The sequence below is a fragment of the Bosea vestrisii genome (genome assembly GCF_030144325.1).
Classification (GTDB): domain Bacteria; phylum Pseudomonadota; class Alphaproteobacteria; order Rhizobiales; family Beijerinckiaceae; genus Allobosea; species Allobosea vestrisii_A.
Genome location: NZ_CP126307.1, coordinates 3,327,870 through 3,349,239, shown reverse-complemented (window position 1 = coordinate 3,349,239; position 21,370 = coordinate 3,327,870). Strand labels below are relative to the sequence as shown.

The window sequence follows — 21,370 nt, the reverse complement described above, 5'->3', positions numbered from 1 at the left end:
CATCATTTGCCTCCGACGGCGTCGCTGAGCTTGGTCTGTTCCTGGCGATACTGCGTCGACGGATCCTTGCCTTCGCGCAGCTTCTTGACCGCCTCCATGCGCTTTTGCGTGTCGAGCCGGCCTTCGCTGCGCGCCCGCACCAGATCGAGCGGATCGGCGATCTGCGCCGCGAGATTGGCCTGGGTGGCGCAGCCGAGATTCCAGTAGGGCTCGTTCGTGGCGCTTGTCTGGTAGCTTGAAGCTCCAAGATCGGTCGGCCATTGCCCGCAGGAATGAGGCAGCCCAGCCTGCAGCGAGGCATAGGTCAGGCGGATCGGCGAGGCGAGCCCGGGATCGGCGATGGGATAGGTCCTGACCGAAAGAGCGCCGGGCGAGACGCCGGCCCGGGCGAGCGAGCGGCGAATGCCCTCGAGTGTGTCCCGGGCGGCCAGATCGCGACCGGTTCCCGTTGGAACCTCAGCGACAAGGCCGCCTTTGCCGCTCCGCCGATAGTCTTCGCCGAAGCGGGCGACGTCGTCGGCCTGGCGTGAATCCAGCCCGCCACCTGCCCGGCCTACGAAGACATCGAGGGAACGCGGCGCGTCGCGCAGCACGATCGGGTGGCGCTCGCGGGTATCGGTGGAAATGCCCGACGTCGAGATGTCGCCCTTGGCGCAAGCTCCGAGCAGGAGCGCGAGGCCGAGTGCGGCTGGCAGCGCAGTTCGGCCTGTAGGGTGCGATCTGCTGGTCACGATCACGATTGTCATCTTTTTCGCAGCCTCATCCTCAGTCGGCGATGAAGCCGACACGGCCCTTGTAGGCCTGCGGGATCGGCCCGCCGCTCGTCGACCCGTAGATCTTGTTCAACCGCCCCATCAGGATGGTCTGGGCATCGTGCGCCTCGACGAAGCCGTCATCTGGGCGCTGCAGCGCGTTGGGCCCGACCGGCTTCACGATGTATGGGGTCACCGAAATCATCAGTTCGGTTTCCTCGCGCTGATAGTCGCGCGAGCGGAACATCGCACCGATGATCGGGATGTTCATCAGTGCGGGCAAACCATTGATCGCCTGGCGCGAGACACGCTGGATCAGTCCGGCCGTCGCGAGCGTGCCGCCGGAGGGCAGCTCGACGGTGGTGTCGGACTTGCGGACGCGGAAGCCGGGCGCGTTCACTGCAGTGCTCTCGGTGGGGTTCAGACGGAGCTGGTTCTCGAAGTCGAGTTCCGTGACCTCGGTGGCGATGCGCATCGAGATCTTGCCCTCTGACATCACGATCGGCGTGAAGTTCAGGGAGACGCCAACGGGTTTGTAGGCGATGTTGAGAACGCATCGATTCGAGAGGTCGCAGGAATAACCGTTCGGGATCGGAATCTCGCCGCCGGCTGTGAACTTGGCGCTTTCGCCGGAGATCGCGGTGACGGTCGGCTCAGCCAGCACTCGCGACAGGCCTGCGCGCTCAAGCGCGCGTAGCGTAATGTTCGTGGAATTGCCGATGCCCGCACCGATCGCCGTGGCGGCCAGCTGCTGCGGCTGCAGCGAGAACGGCGTCTCGATCGTCGGGGAGAGGCTGAATTTGCCGAGCTTCCATTCGCCCGTCGAGTTGACGCCAAGCTGCTTGATCGCCTTGCGGGAGACCTCCGAGACGGTGACCTTGACCATGACCTGATCGCGCCCGCGGATCGTCAGCGAGTTGATCACCGCGCCTTTGGTGGCATTCGCGCCCTCGCCGGAGACACCGACGAAGGCATTGGCGATGTCCATCGCCTGCGTCGCCTCAGAAGCGCTCGCGACATTGCCGACCAGCAGGATCGAGTTCCCTGCAGGCTTGACCTGGATGTCGGCGCCCGGCATCGCGGTCCGCAACGTCTGACGGAGCACGTTGAGGTCGCGGCCGACCTCGATCTCGAGCGCCGTGATCTGGCGGCCTTCGGCGTCCATCACGAACATCGAGGTCGAGCCGTCGGCCATGCCGATGACGAAAAGCTTGCGGGCGGAGCGCACCACCGCGTTTGCCACCTTGGGATTGGCGACGAAGACTTCCTTGGCGTCGCGCGGCAATTCGACGATCAGCGAGCGGCCGATCGAGAGATCAAGCCGGCGCGAAATCGCGTGTTCGCTGGCCCCCACATTCAGGACCGGGGCGGCGCCCTTGCTCTGCGCCAGAGCCGGCCCGGTGGAGAGCGGCAGCACCAGAGGCAGGACCGCCAGCGGCATGACGAGGATATGCCGCTGGCGACGGCGCAGCGACGGAGCGGGCTTCGGCATTGGGATCATGGCTTCACCGCCTTGGTGACGACACCGAAGCGCACGAGCGTGAGCCCGCCCTCATCGCTTGGTGGGCTCTTCTCGCCGGCATCCTGCAGGCTTCGCAGCGCCAGTGAGAGGGTGCTGGTCTTCTGCGCCAGCGTCACGGCCTCGACATGCTTCGGATCGAGCTCGAGTGTCGCGGTCTCGCCGATGACGACCTTCTCGCCGTTTTTCTCCTGGATGCTCTGGCCGATCGCCAGCACGCGGACGTTTGCGACCAGGATCTCGCTTACTGGCGGCGAGCCATCCTTGGAGTTGCTGTCGTCGCGGCTCGTACGGACCACGTCGACGCGGTCATTGGGCAGGATGAAGCCGCCAGCGGTGTTGGCGCCGCGATTGTCGGTGGTGATGGCGACCGCCCGCTTGCCCGGCGGCAGAATCGCCGAGAGGAAGCCGGAGTCGGCCTTAAGCAGCTTCTCGCGACGGACCGGCTCCGAGCTGTAAAGCGGCGCGCGGGCGATCTGGCCGACGAACTCGCTCGCCCCCGGGAAGATCCTGGCGACGGATCACCGCAGGAGGCAGGCTTGCCAGCGGCCAGGCCAACCATTTCAGATCGCTCGCAGCCAGCTTGTTGCCAAGCGGCACATCGACGGCCGCCACCAGCACCTCGACTGTGGGAGCCGGCTCATATCTGGTCTCCGACGGAGTCGTGACCTTCGGCGGGCGGCCGATCAACAGGGCGGCTCCGAGCCCGGCGACCACCGCTACGGCGAGAATGATGATACGAGCGGGACTCATGGCACACGATCCTTGGCCGGCATGCGCCGACCCTCAGCGGGATCGTGGCCCGGGAATCGTCAACTTATGGTTAACCGGAGGTATCTTTTTGCGCGGATCGGCCATTCAGGAATAAGAACGAGCCGCTCAAACGCCGATCGCCGCGCGCCAGAGCGCCGTGTCGGGCAGCACGATCAGGCCGGCGATGGCGAGCGCGATACCGTAGGGAATTCCCTTCTCGACGCCGTGCAGCCTTTGCGCCCAGTTCCACACCCTGGCCGGCCCGGGTAGCGGGAGCGAGCGCAGCTTGACCAGCACGACGGTCAGCACGCCGCCCGCCAGCGAGGCGAATAGCAGATAGGGCAGTAATTGCTCGAAGCCGAACCAGAGCGTAGTCGCCGCCGCGAGCTTGGCGTCGCCGCCGCCAATCCAGCCGGCCGCGAACAGGCCGAAGCAGACTGCCAGCATGGCGAGGCCCGCAGCGACATGCCAGCCGATCGCGCTCCAGCTCAGGCCGAGCGAAGCGGCGCAGACCGCGAACCCAGCAACCAGAAGCAGGCAAAGCCAGTTCGGGATCGTCATCGAGACGAGGTCGCTGGCCGCCGCATAGGCCATGGCCGCAGGGAAGACGACGAAAAGAGCAATCAGTGAAAGCGACATAGCGTCCATCCGGATACGTGCGAACTGCCGATATGTTGCGGCAACGTCCTGACCAAAGCTTTACCGACGCGGGCCTTATGCAGGAGCGGAATAAGAAACGCCCCGGACTTGTCCGGGGCGTTGAAATATTCCTTGGGCGCGGCTCGCCTAGAGCCTTGCGTGAAACTCATAGAATCGATCACGTTTCTCGCATTCGGATGATTCCCCCGAATGCGACGGGATCCAACCTGCGGTCTCAGACGGCCGTGAGCTGCGCTGCGATTCGGTTGAGCAAGGCCAGCAGGTCTGTGCCGACCGTGCGGAAGCCGGCGATGCAGACGACGGCGATGAGAGCGGCAATCAGGCCGTACTCGATGGCGGTCGCGCCGGACTCGTCCTTGGCGAAGCGAGCAAACAGGTTCTTCATGGGTAGTCTCCTTTGCACCACGTTTGACTGCTGCCTTCGCTCTAAGTGGCTTCGGTCAGCGACAGGAGTGACGTTACGGGTCCCGCCTTGCCGATCTGTTAAAGCGACCGACTAATTCCCCGAATTTTACAGGTCTTCACTCGATGGTTAATAGGGCTTTAGCACAAAATCGTAGTTAACTGTTGGTATAAAATTTTCCTGAGAGCCAGTTTATCTGAGCAACCTCGGATAATTGCAAAATATTACGCTGCGTCAATTGAAACGACTTCGTCATACGCTTGCGTTTTTCACTACACCCGACCGAGCTTCGATGGCTGCCGTGCCGGCTCGCTCCTCGCGCAGATCGCCGTCTTAGCGAACCATTCATCATTTTCCGCTTTGCTCGGGCTGTTCGAAACTTTGGGGCGCGGACCATGTCCATTGCGATGCCGGGATCGCGGCTCAGCAAAAGCTTACCGGTGCTCCTCTGCGCCGGGCTCGCGTTGGCCGGTTGGTTGAGCCTCTCACCCGACCTCGCACGCGCACAAGCCAGGCTTGTTACCGCTCCGGCTCCGGAAATCCGTGGCGACGACGCGAGAATCGACGCTGTCACGGTGACGGTCGACCACGCCAAGGTGCTGCGGCTACCGGAGAGGGCCCAGACGGTGATCGTCGGCAATCCGGCGATCGCGGATGTCACGGTCCAGCGCAACGGCGTCATGGTCGTCACCGGCAAGAGCTACGGCGTCACCAACCTGATCGCGCTCGATGCGACCGGCGCACTGCTGGCGGAATCCACCTTGCGTGTCGGTGCCGCGAGAGATTCCATCCTGACCGTGCAGCGCGGCCTCGAGCGCGAGAGCTATTCTTGCACGCCGGCCTGCCAGCCGAGCGCACAGCTCGGCGATTCCAAGAACTTCTTCGATAGCACAAGTGGTCAAAGTGGTGCACGCAACGCGGCTGCGACAGGCGCAGAGAAGAAGTAAGCTCCTCCCCCGCGCCCGGCATCGAAAGCCTGATCAGATCGTCTGGTTGTAGGCGCCGACTTCGGGATTCTCGCGCAGAACGCCGTCGATCGCCTTGAACATCTCGCGCATACGCGCTTCCGAGACCGGGCTCTCGCAGACTACGACCAGCTCGGGCTTGTTCGAGGAGGCGCGGATCAGGCCCCAGGTGCCGTCCTCGTTGACGACGCGCACGCCGTTGACGGTGATGACGTCACGGATCGCCTGGCCGGCGATCTTCTCGCCCGCCGCTTTCATCGCCTCGATGCGCTTGGTGATCTTGTCGCTGACGCCATACTTGATCTCGTCGGCGCATTTGGCGGCCATAGTCGGCGTGCCCCAGGTCTTGGGCACGGCGGCGTAGAGCTCGGCCATCGACTTGCCGGGGTTGCGGTCGAGCATGTCGATGATGGCGATGGCGGTGACGACGCCGTCATCATAGCCGCGGCCGACCGGCGCGTTGAAGAAGAAGTGGCCCGATTTCTCGAAACCGGCGAGCGCGTTCAGGTCGCGCACGCGGCGCTTGATGTAGGAGTGGCCAGTCTTCCAGTAGTCGGTCTTGACGCCGAGTCGCTGCAATTCGGGATCGGTCGAGAACAGGCCGGTCGACTTGACGTCGACGACGAATTGCGCGCCCGGATTGAGCCTGCCGAGGTCGCGGGCCAGCATCACGCCGATCTTGTCGGCGAAGATTTCCCTCGCCATGGTTGTCGACCACGCCGCAACGATCGCCATCGCCGTCAAAGCCGAGCGCGACATCGGCGCCGTGCTGCTTCACGGCGTCGGCCATGGCGTGCAGCATCTTCATGTCTTCAGGGTTCGGGTTATAGCGCGGGAAGGTGTGGTCGAGCTCGGCATCCATCGGGATGACCTCGCAGCCCAGCGCTTCCAGGATCTGCGGCGCGAAGGCGCCGGCCGTGCCGTTGCCGCAGGCGGCGATGACCTTGAGCTTGCGCTTGATCTTCGGCCGGTTGGTCAGGTCGGCGATGTAGCGCGCCGGGAAATCCGGCACGAAGGTGTAGGAGCCCCCGCCGGAGAGGTCGAAATCGCCAGCCAACACGAGATCGCGCAACTGCCCCATCTCGTCCGGGCCGAAGGTGACCGGGCGCTGCGCGCCCATCTTGATCCCGGTCCAGCCATTGTCGTTGTGCGAGGCCGTGACCATGGCGACGCAAGGCACGTCGAGCTCGAACTGGGCGAAATAGGCCATCGGCGACATGGCAAGGCCGATATCGTGGACCTTGCAGCCGGCCGCCATCAGGCCTGTGACCAGCGCCATCTTGATCGAGGAGGAATAGCTGCGGAAATCATGGGCGGTGACGATCTCGGGCTTGACGCCCATGCGCTTGATCAGCGTGCCGAGGCCCATGCCGACCGCCTGCACGCCCATCAGGTTGAGCTCTTTCCCGAAGAACCAGCGCGCATCGTATTCGCGGAAGCCGGTTGGCTTCACCATCGGCAGCGATTCGTAGTCGAAGGTGTTCGGGAAGAGCTCGGGCAGGGGCTTCGGAAACATCGGGCCATCCATTTTCGAGGAGCGCCGGCCGCGAGGCCTGCGCGGAAAACCATGCAGCAAGGCGCTGCCGAACGGACAGGCCACAGATTACATGAATGCAGCCTGAGCATGACGGGGCAAGGACGCAAGGCCGGCATAGCCGATCCGCAGCTCAAGCGGAATGGCGGACGCTGTCGGACGCCAGCTTACAGAAAGCTCTTGCCGACCAGCGTCTCTATTGCGTCGCGGCGCGGCACGCTCGGCTGAGCGCCTGCAACCGTGCAGGCGAGCGAGCCGGCGGCGAGCCCGCGCTGAAGCGCGCCGGAGAAGCCAAAGCCGGCCTGCAGCGCCGCGGCGAAGGCGCCGACGAAACTGTCGCCGGCGGCGACCGTGTCCACCGCTTCGACGGCGGGCGCCTCGAGCCTGCGCCGGACGCCGCCATGCCAACCGACGGCACCGGCCGCGCCGAGCGTGACGATGCAGGCGATATCACGCTCGCTATCGATGCGCTGCGCGATCACATCGGGTTCCGTCTCGGCCCAGCCGAGCGAGCCGGCCAGGATCAGCGCCTCATGCTCGTTGACGATCAGGATGTCGGTGAGCGCCAACAGCTCCGGCGCTGGCTCGCCGGCCGGGGCGAGATTGAGGATCACCCGCCCGCCGCCGGCCCGCACCGCCTGCGCGGCGTGCACGCACTCGCTCTCCGGCACCTCGCGCTGGAGCAGCAGCAGATCGCCCTCGCCCGGTTTCAACGCCTCGACGGCATCGGCCTTCGCCAGCCCATTGGCGCCGGCCGCGACAACGATCTGGTTGTGGCCGGCGGCATCGACGGCGATGAAGGCCGCGCCGGTCGGCGCCTCGACGCGCGCGACATGGGAGAGGTCGACTCCGTCCTCGGCGAGGAGCCCGAGTGCGATCTCGGCGAAGCCGTCGCGGCCGACCGCCCCGACCAGCGTCACCTCGGCGCCGGCACGGCGGGCCGCCAACGCCTGGTTGGCACCCTTGCCGCCGGGATGCAGGGCATAGCCGGGTCCCAACACGGTTTCACCCGCACCCGGCAAGCGCTCGACCGGCGTCACCAGATCGACATTGAGCGAGCCAAAAACGATGATCATGCGTGCAGCCCAGCGGCGAGCCGGGTCACGCCGGCGACAAAGGCGTCCTCGGGCGTGGTCAGAGTGTGCTCGAGCCCGGTTGCGGCGAGCGCCCGGCCATAGCTCTGCGCCAGCACGCCGTCGGCGACGAGATAGAGATTGGCGAGGCCGCCGAACAAGGCGCGGGCGCCTTCGATCTCCTGCGCCACCAGCAAAGCGGAGAGATAAGGGCCGACCGCACCGCCAGCCATGCGGCCACCGAGGACGTCACTGCGGGCATGGAAGGCGGCGTTGAGCAGCCCGCCCGGCCGCTTCGCAGCGGCAAGGCCGCGCCGTGCGCCTTCGGCCGCGTCATCACCCGTCGGCTCGCTCGCCAGCCGCGCCAGGATCGAATGCTCGCGCAACAGACCGTAGATCTCGCCGGTCATGAAACTGGCGAAGCGGGTGATGCGCCCGCCCTTGACCTCAGCCCATTTCGAATGGGTGCCGGGCAGGCAAGCGATGCCGTCGCTGAGGCCGAGGCCGACGATCAGCGTCTCCTCCCCACGCATCACGTCGAAGGCACCCTCGTCACAGGACAGGCCGGGCAGGATGGTCGCTTGCGTGCCGTCGTCGAGCGTGACGGCAAGACCCGCCGCCGCGATCTCTTCGGGGCTCGCAGGGCAGGCGACATAAGGCGCCTCGACCCAGCCATTGCGGCTGCCGACCATGCCGGCGAGCAGCACCGTCGCATCCGAGCGCGCCTGGCGGAATTCGCCGGCGATCTCGGCGAAGGCCGCAGGAAAGCCACCCGGCGGCACCGACTGGATGCCGCGATCGGCACTGCGCTTGCCCAGCACCGTGCCATCCTCGCCGATCAGGAAGGCGCGAGCGCGCGTCGTGCCCCAGTCGAGCGCGATCAGGGGTTTCGGCATGGCAGGCTCCGGCAGGATGCGTGCCTCGTTCGGTATCCCGGCCGAGGCGAAACAAAAGGGCCGGGAATCTCTCCGGCCAACGCGGCCCGGTCAAGTCCGGCGGCGGCTGATCCGCCTCGCGGCGAATCTGGCTCTTGACGATGTCGCCAGCGAGCGCAATCGAGTCGAAGACGAACGAACTCGACCTTCCGGCGCAGACATGGCGCTTGTGGATGCTGCGACGCCTCTGATCGCCTTAAAGGACACTGCGATGCTTACTCTCTCAGCGGAACGCTATTGCGCCCGCATCGCCCCGGAAGCCGGCGGCATGATCGCCTCGCTCGACTGGCAGGGGCCGGATAGCCGGACGCATGCGCTCTTGCATGCCCCGGCCGGCCTCGCGCCACAGACGGAAACGCCCAACAAGTTCGGTATCTGGGCGATGCTACCCTTCGCCAACCGCGCCTTCGACAGCCTGGTCGACGACGGTCATACCCGCTTCAACGTGCCATCCAACAACCCTGCCGGCACGATCCATGGCTTCGGTTGGCAATCCGCCTGGCGGGTCGAGCAGAAGGGCGTCGGCCATACCGTGCTGGTGCACCGGCGCAGTGCCGGCGCCGATCCCTATCGCTACCTGGCGAAACAGGAGATCCGGCTCGACGAGAGCGGTATGACCGTCGTGCTCTCGCTGACCAATGAGGCCGACCAGGCCCTACCCTTCGGCATGGGCCTGCATCCCTGGTTTCCCTGCGCCGCCGATACCCGCCTTGGTATGACTGCGACCGGCGCGCTGATCTTCGGCGACCTGTTCCGCGCGACGGGGACGCAAGCCTTCACCGATGGCGGCCCCTATGCCGGCAATCCGGTCTTCGCCACCGGCGCCGAGAGCGCCTGGAGCTTTTTGGGCTGGGACGGCACGGCCCGGATCGAGACCCCGTCCAGCGGACTCGCCATCACCGTGAGCGCAAGCGAGAGCCTGCGCTGCCCAGTGGTCTGGGCGCCGGGCGGCGTCGATTTCCTCTGCGTCGAGCCGCAGAGCCACGCCGCCGGTGCGCCGAGCGAAAAGATCGTGCGCGAAGCTTCGCCGCTCGCCCGGCTTCAGCCGGGAGAAACGCTGGAAGGATGGATGCGGATCGCCGCAGAGGCGCTCTAGCGCCAGCCCGACCCCGACACAGGCTGGAAGCCGATCGCGCCGGCGGGTATCGCCGGCCTGAGCAGCATCTGCTCGCGTGCCTCGCCCCAGGCCGGAGCCTGGCGTTGCTGCTTGGCGGTGAGAACGGCCTTTTGCGTCTTGATCTTGGCCTTGGCGATCTTGTGCTTGGAGCCGGATGACGCCTTGGCGAAGCGCGAGAGATTGTCCGGCGCAGCGCCGTTCAGCGCGATGCGGGTGCTGCCGGCGCCGTGCTTCTTGACGAGCGCGAAGAGCTTGGCGGCGTTGGCCGGATGCAGGCGGATGCAGCCATGCGAAGCCGGACGGCCGAGCGCGCCGACGGCAGCGGTGCCGTGGATGGCATAGCCGCCGCGGAAGAACACCGCATAGGGCATCGCCCCGCCGTATTTGCGGGAATACCAGCTGCGCTCGAGCCGCGTCGGGCGATAGACGCCGTTGGGCGAGCGGAAGCCCTTGCGGCCGGACGAGATCGCCCAGCTATGGACTTCGCCATCGCTGGTGGCGACGCTCATGCGCTGGGCGACGATGTCGACGCGGACATAGAGCTTGGCCTCAGCTGAGGCCAGGCCGGCTAACGACGTGCATAGAAAGGCAAGAATGCCGAGAAGGCGATACATGACGCTGCTCCTGAACGACGCAACCTGAAGAAAACGGCTCTTTGGTTGCTGCCGCAGGGACGCATGCGCTCTGCGAGGGCAGCTCCGGCCTTGCCGTAAAGGAATCCCGAGGGGCCGGCGCTTGTAAAGCGCAAACCGCTCAAATGGTTTCCAACCGCGCCCTGCCGGAGCGCCCTCGATCGCTAGTCGAAGAACACGATCCAGGCGAGCAGTGCCGCGATCAGCCAGAGCGCCCAGTTGCCCCAGCGATTGCGCGCCGCTTCGGCCCGGCCGATCGCCTGCACGCTGGCCTCGTCAAGCGAGAAGCCATGACGCGAGGAATCCTCGAGCTGGCCGAGGACGCGCTCGGCCCGGCCGACCGTTTCCGGCAGGTTGGCGAGGCTGGCGGCAAGCGTGCGCACGCTGCGCCCGGCATCCTCGAGCTTGCCGATCGGTCCGAGATTCCGGGTCAGCCAGTCGCGCACCACCGGTTCGGCCGTGGTCCACATGTCGAGATGCGGATCGAGCGTGCGGGCGACGCCCTCGACCACCACCATGGTCTTTTGCAACATGACGAGCTCGGTGCGCGTCGCCATGTCGAACAGGCCGGTGATCTCGAACAGGAGCGTCAGCACCTTCGCCATCGAGATCTCGTCGGCGCGCTTGTCGTGGATCGGCTCGCCGACGGCGCGGATCGCCTGGGCAAAGTCGTCGACCGAATGATGGGCCGGGACATAGCCGGCCTCGAAATGCACCTCGGCGACGCGCCGATAGTCGCGGGTGATGAAGCCGAACAGGATCTCGGCAAGGAAGCGCCGCTCCTTATGGCCGAGCCGGCCCATGATGCCGCCATCGACCGCAACAAGCCGTCCTTCAGAATCGACAAACAGGTTTCCGGGATGCATGTCGGCATGGAAGAAGCCGTCGCGGATCGCATGCTTCAGGAAGGACTGGATGACGTTGCGGCCGAGCGCCGCTAGGTCGTGGCCCGCCGCGCGCAGCGCTTCGACATCCGAGAGACGGATACCGTCGATCCATTCGTCGACCAGCATCTCGCGCGCGGTCAGTTGCCAGTCCGGCGCTGGCACACGGAAATCGGCATCTTCCTTGGTGTTCTCGGTGAACTCCGAGAGCGCCGCCGCCTCTAGCCGCAGGTCCATCTCCATGGTGACGGAACGCGCCAGCGTCTCGACGATGGCGACGAAGCGCAGGCGGCGCGCCTCGGGCGATCGTGCTTCCGCCAATTGCGCGCCGAAGCGCATGGAAGCGAGGTCGCGGTGGAAGCGGTCGCGGATCCCGGGCCGCAGGATCTTGACCGCGACCTCGGAACCGTCCTTGAGGCGCGCGCGGTGAACCTGAGCGATCGAGGCGGCCGCCACCGGCTCGCTGAAGTCGACGAAGATCGCCTCGACCGGCTTGCCGTGGGCCGTCTCGATCGCAGCGCGCGCCTGCGCCATCGGGAACGGGGCCATCCGGTCCTGCAACGCCGAGAGGTCCTCGGCGATCTTCATGCCGACGACGTCCGGCCGCGTCGCCAGGAACTGGCCGAACTTGACATAGGACGGGCCGAGCCGTGTCAGCGCCGCGGCAAGGCGCGTCGCCGAGGAGCCGGCGCCGCGGCGCTCGATCAGCCGGCCGAGCGCGATCAGCGCGCGCGCCGCCGGCGGCAGCACCGACGGGTCGACCAGAGCGAGAGCGCCCTCGCGGGCCAGCACGAAGCCGACCCGCGCCGAGCGGGCGAGATGGGCGAGGGCGGAGATCATGCGGGGATGCGGCTGGTCGGCATCGCTGGCGTCGTCACAGCTTCCAGCCGGAATGCAGCGCCACGACCCCACCAGTCATCGGCGTGAAGCTGGCGCGGCGGAAGCCCGCCTCGGCGATCATGTTCGCGAAGATTTGCGGGCGCGGGAATTTGCGGATCGACTCGACGAGATACTGGTAGGGCTCGGCCTCGCCGGTCACCATCCTGCCCATGGGCGGGATGACGTTGAACGAATAGGCCTCGTAGACCTTGTCGAGCAGCGGCACGTCGACATGGGAGAATTCGAGACAAAGGAAACGGCCGCCACGCTTCAAGACGCGGTAGGCCTCGGCCAGCGCCTTCTCGATGCGCGGCACGTTCCTGATGCCGAAAGCGATCGTATAGGCGTCGAAAGTCGCGTCCGGCAGCGCCAGTTCCTCGGCATTGCCCTGGACGAAGCGGATGCGCTCATCGTCCGGAAAGCGCTTCTGCGCCCGCTCGCGCCCGACGCTGAGCATCTCGGCGTTGATGTCGAGCACGGTGACGTCGGTCTGCGGCCCGCCCTCCTCCAGCACCTTGAAAGCGACGTCGCCGGTGCCGCCGGCAACGTCGAGATGGTGGAAAGCCCGGTCGCGTGGCGGCTTCAGCGCCGTAAGCAGCGCCTCCTTCCAGGCACGGTGCAGGCCGGCCGACATCAGGTCGTTCATCAGGTCATAGCGGCCGGCGACCTTGTGGAAGACGTCGTCGACCTTGGCCTGCTTCTCGCCGAGCGGCACGTTCTCGAAGCCGAAATGGGTGGTGTCGGAGGCTGCTGTCACGGTTGGGCCGCTCTTGTGTTCGGGTGAGGCGATGAATAGCGAAAGGCTGGGCCGTTGTCGCGGGCCCTCTCGACGCATGCTGAAGAGCCGATGCCATGCCTGAACTTCCCGAGGTCGAAACCGTCCGGCGCGGGCTGGAGCCCGCCATGCTCGGCGAGCGCTTCGCCAGGATCGAGCAGAATCGGCCCGATCTGCGCTTTCCCCTGCCAGAGCGCTTCGCCGAGCGGCTGACCGGAAGGCGCATCGAGGCGCTGTCGCGGCGGGCAAAATACCTGATCGCCGATCTCGACGACGGGCAGGCGCTGGTCATGCATCTCGGCATGAGCGGGCGCTTCATCGTCGAAGCCCCCGGCACGAAGCCGACCGAGCCCGGCGCTTATTACAACGAGATCGGCCGGCATCTCATCCACGACCATGTCGTCTTCCATCTCGGCTCGGGCGCGCGCGTCACCTACAATGACGTCCGCCGCTTCGGCTTCATGGACCTCGTGCCGCGCGCCGGCCTCGAAACCTCCAAACACTTTGCCGGGATGGGCATCGAGCCACTCGGCAACGAGCTTTCCGGCGAACTGTTGGCGAAGTTGTTCTCGGGGAAAGTCGCGCCTCTGAAGGCCGCCCTGCTCGACCAGCGGCTGATCGCCGGGCTCGGCAACATCTATGTCTGCGAAGCCCTGTTCCGCGCAGGGCTGCACCCGGAGGCCGCGGCCGGCTCATTGGCGACGCCGACCGGCAAGCCGCGCGAGAAGGCGCATCTCCTGGCGCAGATCATCCGCGACGTGCTGGAGGAGGCGATCGCCGCCGGCGGCTCGACCTTACGCGATTTCGCCCATGCCGACGGCTCGCTCGGCTATTTCCAGCATCGCTTCAAGGTCTATGACCGCGAGGGTGATCCATGCGTCACGCCGGGCTGCGGGCATCCGGTCAAGCGGCTCGTCCAGTCCGGGCGTTCGACCTTCTATTGCGAGAGCTGCCAGAAACGGGCTTGAGGACCACGATGCCCGACGCTCCTCGCCCGCCCGGCAAGATCATCCTGCTCAACGGCGCTTCCAGCAGCGGCAAATCCTCGCTGGCGCGCGCGGTGCAGGCCCGGATCGAGGAACCGTTCTGGCATATCTCGATCGACCATCTGCGCGATTCCGGCGTCTTGCCGACGGCGCGCATCCGCAGCGGCGAGTTCCAGTGGGCCGCGATGCGCGACGCCTTCTTCGAGGGTTTCGAGCAATCGCTCTCGGCCTATGTCCGCTGCGGCAACAACCTGATCGTCGAACACATCATGGAAAGCCGCGACTGGCTGTTGCGGCTGGCGCGCCTGCTCGTGAACGAAGATGTCTTCTTCGTCGGCCTGCATTGCGATCTCGCCGAGTTGGAACGCCGCGAGATCGCGCGCGGCGACCGGAAGGTCGGCGACGCCCGCCGCGACTACAACCAGATCCACAGCTACTGCCTCTATGACACGGAGCTGGATTCGGCGTCTCCGCCAGAGATCAATGCGGACAGGTTGATTGCAGCCTGGCGCTCGCGCACGGCGCCTTCAGCGTTCCATCGTTTGCTCGCCGAGGCCCTGTCGTCGAGCTGACACGTCAGATCAGGCCGTTTCGATGAAGCGCGCGAGGTTCTCCAGCGTCGAGCGCAACCCGGCATCGTGATCCTCCTTGCCGTTGCCGGCCGGCACGTTCTCGCAGAGGATCGTCACCTCGGTGCCGTCGCGGACTTCCTTGAAGCGCCAGCTCATCGTCATCGTGCCGGCGAAAGCGGGGTCGTCCGAGACGAAGCCGACCTCCCAGACGATGCGCTCGCCCGGCACCAGCGCGACGAAGCGGCCCTCGACGATATCGCTGTCGGCGCTGGCCTTGCCGGGCGCCCCGGCCGGATCGTCATAGGTCAGGACCATGCGGTAGCTGCCGCCGGGATGAGGCTCGAAGCGCTCGATCTTCGCCCGCATCCCCTGCGGCGGCAGCCATCTGCCAAGCGTGGCGGGATCGACGAAGGCGTTGTAGATCGCGCCCGGCGAAGCCTTGATCAGCCGTGAGGCCGTGTCGGTTCTCGTCTCGGCGGGCATGGCAGGCTCCCTGAACGGTTGGGAAGACTAACGGGATAAAACGCCCGAACCGCGCAGCATGTTTCCACGCGCCTGGTCCGCGAACGCGCAGCCCCATCCAGCCTTGCACCGGCGCGCATGGACTTGCCGCGGCGCCACCCGCTAAAGCTGCGGCGACAGCAGCATCCGGGAGGCCGCCATGGCTTATGAGACCATTCTCGTCGAGGTGAAGGGCAAGGTCGGCACTATCACGCTGAACCGGCCGCAGGCCCTGAACGCGCTCAACGTCCAGCTGATCGCCGACATCAACGCGGCACTCGACGGCTTCGAGCGGGACGACGGCATCGGCTGCATCGTCATGACCGGCTCGGAGAAGGCCTTCGCCGCCGGCGCCGACATCAAGCAGATGCAGGAGCGCAGCTATCCCGGCACCTATCTCGACGACAAGTTCGCCGATTGGGACCGGATCGGCCAGCGTCGCAAGCCGATCATCGCGGCGGTTGCGGGCTTTGCGCTCGGCGGCGGCTGCGAACTCGCCATGATGGCCGATTTCATCATCGCCGCGGACAATGCCAAATTCGGCCAGCCCGAGATCAATCTCGCCGTCATACCCGGCGCCGGCGGCACCCAGCGCCTGACCCATGCCATCGGCAAGGCCAAGGCGATGGATCTGTGCCTGACCGGCCGATTGATGGATGCGACCGAGGCCGAGCGCGCCGGGCTCGTCGCCCGCATCGTGCCGCTCGCCGATCTGATGACCGAGGCGCTGAAGGCGGCCGAGCAGATCGCGGCCAAGTCGCTGCCCTCGCTGCTTTCAGCAAAGGAATCGGTCAACCGGGCCTTCGAGACGACGCTGGCGGAAGGGCTGCGCTTCGAGCGCCGCATCTTCTCGGCGCTGTTCGGCACGCACGACCAGAAGGAAGGCATGGCTGCCTTCATCGAGAAGCGGAAGCCCGAGTTCAAGAACCGCTGAGGCTGGAGGCCTTGGCCGATCAGCGCCATGCATGGCCGGGGTCACGTTCTTTCACTTGAAAGGCCGGCGGCACTGCTGAACCATGCGTGTTCGTCTTGAAGCACGCAGGATTTGCCATGACCGCCGCAGCCCGCTCCCTCACCGACGGCATCACCCTGCCGACCTATTCCGATGTCGAGGCGGCAGCCAAGCGCATCGCCGGCGTGGCACACCGCACGCCGGCGCTGACCTCGCGCACGGCCAATGAGCGCACCGGCGCCAATCTCGTCTTCAAGGCCGAGAACCTGCAGCGCATGGGCGCCTTCAAGTTCCGCGGTGGCTACAATGCCATCGCAGCACTCAGCCCTGAACAGCGTAAGGCCGGCGTGCTCACCTACTCCTCCGGCAACCATGCCCAGGCCATCGCCTATGCCAGCAAGCTGCTCGGCGCGCCGGCGACGATCATCATGCCCCTCGACGCGCCCGCAGCGAAGGTCGCAGCGACCAGGGGCTATGGCGCGGAGATCGTGACCTATGATCGCTACAGCCAGGATCGGCTGGCGCTCGGCGACAGCATCGCCAGGGAACGCGGTCTGACGCTGATCCCGCCTTATGACCATCCGGACGTTATCGCCGGACAGGGCACGGCGACGAAGGAATTGATCGAGGAAGCCGGCCCGTTCGACATCATCCTGGTCTGCGTCGGCGGCGGCGGGCTGCTGGCCGGCGGATTGCTCGCGGCAAAGGCTCTCGACCCGGGCTGCCGCGTCTATGGCGTCGAGCCGGAAGCCGGCAATGACGGCCAGCAATCGCTGCGCAAAGGCGAAATCGTCAAGATCGACGTGCCCAAGACCATCGCCGACGGCGCCCAGACCGCCTTCCTCGGCAACTATACGTTCCCGATCATCCGCGATCTCGTCGAGGACATCGTCACCGTGCCGGACGCCGCCCTCGTCGCGGCGATGCGCTTCTTCGCGGAGCGGATGAAACTCGTGGTCGAACCGACCGGTTGCCTTGCCGCAGCCGCGGCCTTCACCGGGGCGGTGCCGGTCGAAGGCAAGCGCGTCGGCGTCATCATCAGCGGCGGCAATGTCGATCTCGCGAGCTTCGCGCGGTTCATCGGCGAAGGCGCATGAGTAAAATCGAGACGATCCTCACGCCGGACGTGCCGGCGCCGGCGGGGGCACTATTCGCAAGCGGTCGCCTACAAGGATCTGGTCTTCGTCTCGGGCCAGCTCGCGCCACGCCCCGACGGCAGCCATACCGCCGGCGAACCTTTCGCCGTGCAGGCGCGCCAGGCGCTCGACAATCTCCTTGCCGTGCTCGACGCCGCCGGTTGCGGCCAAGCCGATGTGCTGAAAGTCACCGCCTATCTGGTCGGCGCGGCGCATTGGCCGGAGTTCAATGCAATCTATGCCGAAGCCTTCGGGCTCCATAAGCCCGCGCGTGCCGTCGTTCCGGTGCCGGAACTGCACCATGGCTATCTCATCGAGATCGAGGCAGTGGCGGTCCGCCGCAAGGCGGGTTGAAAGCGGCGGCGATTCCACCGTTGACGCCGCGCGCGGCAAGAACTATAGGGTCGGGCCTCGCGGCGGTCTTGCTCGGGCAGGACCGTCGCTCGCATTTTCAACCGAAGGTTCGTGGTCGTGCCAGCCGGCGATAGTCAGGCGCTCGCCACGATGAGGACGAGGACAGACCATGGCCAACACGACTTCGGCCAAGAAGGCCGCGCGCAAGATCGTGCGGCGCACCGAAGTGAACAAGGCGCGCCGCAGCCGCGTGCGCACCTATCTGCGTAAAGTCGAGGAGGCGATTGCCTCCGGTGACAAGAGCGCGGCAGCAGCGGCACTGAAGGCCGCCCAGCCGGAGTTGATGCGGGCCGCGCAGAAGGGCGTGGTTCACAAGAACACCGCCTCGCGCAAGGTTTCGCGTCTGGCTCACCGTGTGAGCGCGCTGGCCTCCTGATCACCGTTCAGCAGAACGGATTTGACGGTGCTTATGACCCGGCCGAGAGGCCGGGTTTTTGTTTGTCGGCTCGCCCTCTGAAGCGGCTCCGATGCTGCGACGCAACACCCGCTGTCAACGCGGATTCCGCAATCTTTCCACTGCTTTACCGGCTTGACTTCGAGGCCGTTTTCGAGGTCGAAAACGGCCCTACCCAGGGCTTTGGACCGCGCAGAATTCCTCCATATTTTTCATCACCTTAGTGGGCAAAGCAATTTGCCCTCAGGAATCGCCCTCCCCCCGAAGGGGTAGGCTGCCCCCTTCAAAAAAAAAGATTCGGAGCCGGCACGAGACTCTCCCGGTAAAGAAAAGCTTAACTTCCCCAACTGATTGCGAGGCACTTACCGGTAGGTCAGGCATGGGTCCATTAGCCCCCAATCCGTGAAGCCGGCTGACGGGGATATTGCCCCCGTTCGAGGCCGCCCTGTAAGGTCTTTTCATCGCCGGGCGGACAGAGATGTCCGGCCGGCCCCCCACAGAATTGTTGATGGTTTTGACTTACAACCGGAAGGGGTTGGAAGAATGAGATTGCGCATCTTGAAGATTTAAAAGCGTTAAAACGGCGAGCGGCCGCGACCGGATTTTCAGGTCACGCGGCATTATCATGAAAAGCGTTGGAGTGACCTCGTTTCGCGGCATCGCGTCCGTGAACAGAGCCATGCTTTTCTACGAACCAGACATCGCACAGCCGGCCCTTCGAGTGGACGGACAAGTGCGTGCAATTTTGAACGGGGCAATCGGAATGTTCGAGCGGATGGTGACTGGCAATCTGGCTGAGGCTGCGGCCACCCCGGCGGTGACGGGGCTTGTCCTGACGGCGCCTGCGGGCACCGCCGGGTTCAAGGAGCGCTGGGACCGGGTCCGCCGGCGCCTGCGCGCTGAACTCGGCGAGGATGTCTTCTCCAGCTGGTTCGCCCGCGTCGAGATTGGTGCGATCGTCGACGGCGTCGCCCATCTCACCGTTCCGACCCGCTTCCTGAAGAGCTGGCTCGAAGCCCACTATGCCGAGCGCCTGCGGACGCATTGCGTGGCGGAGCTCGACGCCCCCAATGGGATTGCCCTCGCGGTGCGCCAGGTGGCGCGGGATAGCTCCGAGCCCTGCCGGGACACCCCGGCACAGCGGGCACGCATGGCTCAGCCCCGTACCACAGCTCCCGTTGCAGAGATTGCTCCCGCCTCGGCGACCCATCCGTCCGGCGAGCGCGATGCCATGGACGCCAATGGCACGCTGCTCGACCGGCGCATGACCTTCCAAAGCTTCGTCGTCGGCAAATCGAACGCGCTCGCCTTCGCCGCTGCCGAGCGGATCTCGGCGGCGCCCGCGGGCTCTACGCCTTATAACCCGCTCTATCTCCATGCCGGCGTCGGCCTCGGCAAGACGCATCTGATCCAGGCGATCGCCCAGGATGCGCGCCAGCACGGCAAGCGCGTCGCCTATTTCACCGCCGACCGCTTCATGTACGGCTTCGTCGCGGCGCTGAAGTCGCAGACGGCGCTCGCCTTCAAGGAGAAGCTGCGCGGCATCGACCTTCTGATCGTCGATGATGTCCAGTTCATCCAGGGCCGCTCGATCCAGCAGGAATTCGGCCACACGATCAACGCGCTGATCGATGCCGGCAAGCAGATCGTCGTCGCCGCCGACCGGCTGCCCAGCGATCTTGAGGCGCTCGACGAGCGCATCCGCTCGCGGCTCGCCGGCGGACTCGTCGTCGAGATCGGCGAGCTCGACGAAGCGCTGCGGGTCAAGATCCTGACGATCCGTCTCGACGGGCTGAAGGCCGCCCATCCGAGCTTCCACGTCAACCCGGATGTGATCGCCTATGTCGCCCGGGCGGTCGCCACCAACGGCCGCGACCTCGACGGCGCCGCCAACCGCATCCTGGCCCATGCGACGCTCACCGGCGCGACGGTGACGATGGAGACCGCCGAGGCGGCGATCCGCGACCTGGTGCGGACGCGCGAGCCGCGCCGCGTCAAGATCGAGGACATCCAGAAGCTGGTCGCGACCCGCTACAATGTCAGCCGCGCCGACATCCTGTCGGAGCGACGCACCGCAGCGGTGGTCAAGCCGCGCCAGATCGCGATGTATCTCGCCAAGGCACTGACGCCGCGTTCCCTGCCGGAGATCGGCCGCCGCTTCGGCGGGCGCGACCACACCACCGTGCTGCATGCCGTGCGCAAGATCGAGAAGGCGATCGTCGAGGACCGGCTGCTGCATGACGAGGTCGACCTGCTGAAGCGTATGCTGCAGGAGTGAGCCCGCCTCTCGTGTTAGCTGTGATTGCGGGCATTCCTGCCCTTGCGCGGGAACCGGCCCTCCGGCAATGTCGCGGGCCATTCTCTCGCCCGCGCGCCTCGCCGCGCGGGCGCCAGCACGCCAGAAGACGCCCATGAAGGTTACGGTCGAACGCTCCACGCTCCTGAAGTCGCTCGGACATGTCCATCGTGTGGTCGAGCGGCGCAACACGATCCCGATCCTGTCCAACCTCTTGCTGCGCGGCAGCGAGGACGGGCTGAAGCTGAAGGCGACCGATCTCGACATCGAGGTCGTCGAGACCGTGCCGGCAGACGTGATCGAGCCCGGCGCGACCACGGTGCCTGCGCACACGCTCTACGACATCGTGCGCAAGCTGCCTGACGGCTCGCAGGTCTCGCTGGAGACCACCGGCGAGACCGGCCAGATGCTGCTGCGCTCGGGCCGCTCACGCTTCACTCTGCAAACCTTGCCGGAGAGCGATTTCCCGGACATCACCGCCGGCGAGATGGCGCATCGCTTCGTGCTGCCGGCCGGCGAGTTCAAGCGCTTGATCGACAAGACCCAGTTCGCGATCTCGACCGAGGAAACGCGCTACTATCTCAACGGCATCTATCTGCACGCCATTGACGTCGACGGGCGGCCGGTGCTGCGCGCGGTCGCGACCGACGGCCATCGCCTCGCCCGCGTCGACACCGCCGCTCCGCAAGGTTCGCTCGGCATGCCGGGCGTGATCGTGCCGCGCAAGGCGGTGTCCGAGATCCAGAAGCTGCTCGAGGATGGTGAGAGCGAGGTGCAGATCGAGCTCTCCGCCACAAAGATCCGGGTCGCCACGGCCGAGGTCGTGCTGACCTCGAAGCTGATCGACGGCACCTTCCCCGACTATCAGCGCGTCATTCCGTCCGGAAACGACAAGTTGCTCACCGTCGACAGGGGCGATTTTGCGGCCTCCGTCGACCGTGTCTCGACGATCTCGTCCGAGCGTGGCCGCGCCGTGAAGCTCTCCATGGCCGATGGCCGCATGACGCTCTCGGTGACCAACCCGGATTCCGGCTCGGCGACCGAGGAGATCGAGGTCGACTACGATGCCGGCCCGCTCGATATCGGCTTCAACGCGCGCTATCTGATGGACATCGCCGCCCAGCTCGACGGCGACACCGCCCTGCTCAAGCTCGCCGATCCGGGTTCGCCGACGGTGATCCAGGACCGCGAAGGTGCATCCGCGCTCTATGTGCTGATGCCGATGCGGGTCTGATCCC

Annotated in this window: 22 protein-coding genes and 1 pseudogene; 10 read left to right on the top strand and 13 right to left on the bottom strand. The window is 66.0% G+C overall.

The features are described 5' to 3' along the window. Positions 1–2: 2 nt before the first annotated feature. From QO058_RS16625 to QO058_RS16605, 6 genes are all read right to left on the bottom strand, one after another. Entirely contained in the window at positions 3–746 is a 744-nt protein-coding gene (locus QO058_RS16625; protein ID WP_284167405.1) for a CpaD family pilus assembly protein, read from the bottom strand. Between the two features lie 19 nt (positions 747–765). Continuing rightward, positions 766–2,253, bottom strand: a complete 1,488-nt coding sequence (locus tag QO058_RS16620) for a type II and III secretion system protein family protein (RefSeq protein ID WP_284167404.1) — start codon at positions 2,251–2,253, stop codon at positions 766–768. After that, the gene (gene cpaB, locus QO058_RS31140; RefSeq protein ID WP_347976586.1) at positions 2,250–2,747 is read right to left on the bottom strand and encodes a Flp pilus assembly protein CpaB; all 498 of its coding nucleotides are present in this window, start codon (positions 2,745–2,747) and stop codon (positions 2,250–2,252) included. The genes QO058_RS16620 and cpaB overlap by 4 nt, the downstream gene beginning before the upstream one ends. Further along, complete coding sequence (locus QO058_RS31135) at positions 2,692–3,024, bottom strand: SAF domain-containing protein (RefSeq protein WP_347975377.1); 333 nt, start codon at positions 3,022–3,024, stop codon at positions 2,692–2,694. The genes cpaB and QO058_RS31135 overlap by 56 nt, the downstream gene beginning before the upstream one ends. Positions 3,025–3,150: 126 nt before the next feature. Beyond that, the gene (locus tag QO058_RS16610; RefSeq protein WP_284167403.1) at positions 3,151–3,663 is read right to left on the bottom strand and encodes an A24 family peptidase; all 513 of its coding nucleotides are present in this window, start codon (positions 3,661–3,663) and stop codon (positions 3,151–3,153) included. Between the two features lie 235 nt (positions 3,664–3,898). Next, the gene (locus QO058_RS16605; protein WP_284167402.1) at positions 3,899–4,069 is read right to left on the bottom strand and encodes a Flp family type IVb pilin; all 171 of its coding nucleotides are present in this window, start codon (positions 4,067–4,069) and stop codon (positions 3,899–3,901) included. Between the two features lie 413 nt (positions 4,070–4,482). Here QO058_RS16605 and QO058_RS16600 point away from each other — a divergent pair, with 413 nt between their 5' ends. Continuing rightward, a complete protein-coding gene (locus QO058_RS16600) occupies positions 4,483–5,034 on the top strand; it encodes a pilus assembly protein N-terminal domain-containing protein (protein ID WP_284167401.1) in 552 nt (183 codons plus the stop codon). Between the two features lie 33 nt (positions 5,035–5,067). Here QO058_RS16600 and QO058_RS16595 read toward each other — a convergent pair. The 3 genes and pseudogenes from QO058_RS16595 to QO058_RS16585 form a co-directional block, all read right to left on the bottom strand. Beyond that, positions 5,068–6,568, bottom strand: a pseudogene (locus QO058_RS16595) (phosphomannomutase/phosphoglucomutase). Between the two features lie 185 nt (positions 6,569–6,753). Beyond that, positions 6,754–7,662, bottom strand: a complete 909-nt coding sequence (locus tag QO058_RS16590) for a ribokinase (protein WP_284167400.1) — start codon at positions 7,660–7,662, stop codon at positions 6,754–6,756. Beyond that, a complete protein-coding gene (locus tag QO058_RS16585; protein ID WP_284167399.1) occupies positions 7,659–8,555 on the bottom strand; it encodes a 2-dehydro-3-deoxygalactonokinase in 897 nt (298 codons plus the stop codon). Before QO058_RS16585 ends, QO058_RS16590 begins: the two co-directional genes overlap by 4 nt. A gap of 250 nt (positions 8,556–8,805) precedes the next feature. Here QO058_RS16585 and QO058_RS16580 point away from each other — a divergent pair, with 250 nt between their 5' ends. After that, entirely contained in the window at positions 8,806–9,690 is an 885-nt protein-coding gene (locus QO058_RS16580) for an aldose epimerase family protein (RefSeq protein ID WP_284167398.1), read from the top strand. Here the strand turns inward: QO058_RS16580 and QO058_RS16575 are convergent. The 3 genes from QO058_RS16575 to ubiE form a co-directional block, all read right to left on the bottom strand. Then, positions 9,687–10,325, bottom strand: coding sequence for a L,D-transpeptidase (locus QO058_RS16575; RefSeq protein ID WP_284167397.1), 639 nt, complete (start codon positions 10,323–10,325; stop codon positions 9,687–9,689). The genes QO058_RS16580 and QO058_RS16575 overlap by 4 nt on opposite strands. Positions 10,326–10,507: 182 nt before the next feature. Beyond that, positions 10,508–12,067 (bottom strand): 2-polyprenylphenol 6-hydroxylase, encoded by a 1,560-nt coding sequence (ubiB, locus tag QO058_RS16570; RefSeq protein WP_284167396.1) that lies wholly within the window; start codon positions 12,065–12,067, stop codon positions 10,508–10,510. Positions 12,068–12,101: 34 nt separating this feature from the next. After that, entirely contained in the window at positions 12,102–12,863 is a 762-nt protein-coding gene (gene ubiE / locus QO058_RS16565; protein WP_284167395.1) for a bifunctional demethylmenaquinone methyltransferase/2-methoxy-6-polyprenyl-1,4-benzoquinol methylase UbiE, read from the bottom strand. 95 nt (positions 12,864–12,958) lie between these two features. Here ubiE and mutM point away from each other — a divergent pair, with 95 nt between their 5' ends. After that, positions 12,959–13,849, top strand: a complete 891-nt coding sequence (gene mutM / locus QO058_RS16560) for a bifunctional DNA-formamidopyrimidine glycosylase/DNA-(apurinic or apyrimidinic site) lyase (protein ID WP_284167394.1) — start codon at positions 12,959–12,961, stop codon at positions 13,847–13,849. Between the two features lie 8 nt (positions 13,850–13,857). Continuing rightward, on the top strand, positions 13,858–14,439 hold the full coding sequence (locus QO058_RS16555; RefSeq protein ID WP_284167393.1) for a chloramphenicol phosphotransferase CPT family protein: 582 nt from the start codon (positions 13,858–13,860) through the stop codon (positions 14,437–14,439). Between the two features lie 9 nt (positions 14,440–14,448). On the opposite strand, the gene QO058_RS16550 is transcribed toward QO058_RS16555, so the two are convergent. Beyond that, complete coding sequence (locus QO058_RS16550; RefSeq protein WP_284167392.1) at positions 14,449–14,922, bottom strand: SRPBCC family protein; 474 nt, start codon at positions 14,920–14,922, stop codon at positions 14,449–14,451. 178 nt (positions 14,923–15,100) lie between these two features. Here QO058_RS16550 and QO058_RS16545 point away from each other — a divergent pair, with 178 nt between their 5' ends. The 6 genes from QO058_RS16545 to dnaN all read left to right on the top strand — a co-directional run bounded on the left by QO058_RS16545 (position 15,101) and on the right by dnaN (position 21,366). Further along, positions 15,101–15,874 (top strand): enoyl-CoA hydratase, encoded by a 774-nt coding sequence (locus tag QO058_RS16545; protein WP_284167391.1) that lies wholly within the window; start codon positions 15,101–15,103, stop codon positions 15,872–15,874. A gap of 116 nt (positions 15,875–15,990) precedes the next feature. Then, positions 15,991–16,989, top strand: coding sequence for a threo-3-hydroxy-L-aspartate ammonia-lyase (locus QO058_RS16540; protein ID WP_284167390.1), 999 nt, complete (start codon positions 15,991–15,993; stop codon positions 16,987–16,989). A 78-nt stretch (positions 16,990–17,067) separates the two neighbouring features. Next, entirely contained in the window at positions 17,068–17,382 is a 315-nt protein-coding gene (locus QO058_RS16535) for a RidA family protein (protein ID WP_284172929.1), read from the top strand. A 169-nt stretch (positions 17,383–17,551) separates the two neighbouring features. After that, entirely contained in the window at positions 17,552–17,818 is a 267-nt protein-coding gene (gene rpsT / locus QO058_RS16530) for a 30S ribosomal protein S20 (RefSeq protein ID WP_284167389.1), read from the top strand. Positions 17,819–18,611: 793 nt separating this feature from the next. Next, positions 18,612–20,114 carry a chromosomal replication initiator protein DnaA gene (dnaA, locus tag QO058_RS16525; protein WP_432212068.1) on the top strand — a complete coding sequence of 501 codons (1,503 nt, stop codon included), beginning with the start codon at positions 18,612–18,614 and terminating at the stop codon, positions 20,112–20,114. A 133-nt stretch (positions 20,115–20,247) separates the two neighbouring features. Continuing rightward, positions 20,248–21,366 (top strand): DNA polymerase III subunit beta, encoded by a 1,119-nt coding sequence (gene dnaN / locus QO058_RS16520; protein WP_126114589.1) that lies wholly within the window; start codon positions 20,248–20,250, stop codon positions 21,364–21,366. The last annotated feature ends 4 nt before the right edge of the window (positions 21,367–21,370 follow it).

Excerpts from the sequence above, each read along its gene's own strand:
- QO058_RS31135 (WP_347975377.1), bottom strand. The coding sequence starts at position 3,024 with ATGAGTCCCGCTCGTATCATCATTCTCGCCGTAGCGGTGGTCGCCGGG.
- QO058_RS16555 (WP_284167393.1), top strand. The coding sequence starts at position 13,858 with ATGCCCGACGCTCCTCGCCCGCCCGGCAAGATCATCCTGCTCAACGGC.
- QO058_RS16610 (WP_284167403.1), bottom strand. The coding sequence starts at position 3,663 with ATGTCGCTTTCACTGATTGCTCTTTTCGTCGTCTTCCCTGCGGCCATG.
- mutM (WP_284167394.1), top strand. The coding sequence starts at position 12,959 with ATGCCTGAACTTCCCGAGGTCGAAACCGTCCGGCGCGGGCTGGAGCCC.
- QO058_RS16545 (WP_284167391.1), top strand. The coding sequence starts at position 15,101 with ATGGCTTATGAGACCATTCTCGTCGAGGTGAAGGGCAAGGTCGGCACT.
- QO058_RS16600 (WP_284167401.1), top strand. The coding sequence starts at position 4,483 with ATGTCCATTGCGATGCCGGGATCGCGGCTCAGCAAAAGCTTACCGGTG.
- QO058_RS16590 (WP_284167400.1), bottom strand. The coding sequence starts at position 7,662 with ATGATCATCGTTTTTGGCTCGCTCAATGTCGATCTGGTGACGCCGGTC.
- dnaA (WP_432212068.1), top strand. The coding sequence starts at position 18,612 with ATGGTGACTGGCAATCTGGCTGAGGCTGCGGCCACCCCGGCGGTGACG.
- QO058_RS16605 (WP_284167402.1), bottom strand. The coding sequence starts at position 4,069 with ATGAAGAACCTGTTTGCTCGCTTCGCCAAGGACGAGTCCGGCGCGACC.
- dnaN (WP_126114589.1), top strand. The coding sequence starts at position 20,248 with ATGAAGGTTACGGTCGAACGCTCCACGCTCCTGAAGTCGCTCGGACAT.
- ubiB (WP_284167396.1), bottom strand. The coding sequence starts at position 12,067 with ATGATCTCCGCCCTCGCCCATCTCGCCCGCTCGGCGCGGGTCGGCTTC.
- QO058_RS16580 (WP_284167398.1), top strand. The coding sequence starts at position 8,806 with ATGCTTACTCTCTCAGCGGAACGCTATTGCGCCCGCATCGCCCCGGAA.
- QO058_RS16625 (WP_284167405.1), bottom strand. The coding sequence starts at position 746 with ATGACAATCGTGATCGTGACCAGCAGATCGCACCCTACAGGCCGAACT.
- QO058_RS16550 (WP_284167392.1), bottom strand. The coding sequence starts at position 14,922 with ATGCCCGCCGAGACGAGAACCGACACGGCCTCACGGCTGATCAAGGCT.
- rpsT (WP_284167389.1), top strand. The coding sequence starts at position 17,552 with ATGGCCAACACGACTTCGGCCAAGAAGGCCGCGCGCAAGATCGTGCGG.
- QO058_RS16540 (WP_284167390.1), top strand. The coding sequence starts at position 15,991 with ATGACCGCCGCAGCCCGCTCCCTCACCGACGGCATCACCCTGCCGACC.
- QO058_RS16585 (WP_284167399.1), bottom strand. The coding sequence starts at position 8,555 with ATGCCGAAACCCCTGATCGCGCTCGACTGGGGCACGACGCGCGCTCGC.
- QO058_RS16575 (WP_284167397.1), bottom strand. The coding sequence starts at position 10,325 with ATGTATCGCCTTCTCGGCATTCTTGCCTTTCTATGCACGTCGTTAGCC.
- QO058_RS16620 (WP_284167404.1), bottom strand. The coding sequence starts at position 2,253 with ATGATCCCAATGCCGAAGCCCGCTCCGTCGCTGCGCCGTCGCCAGCGG.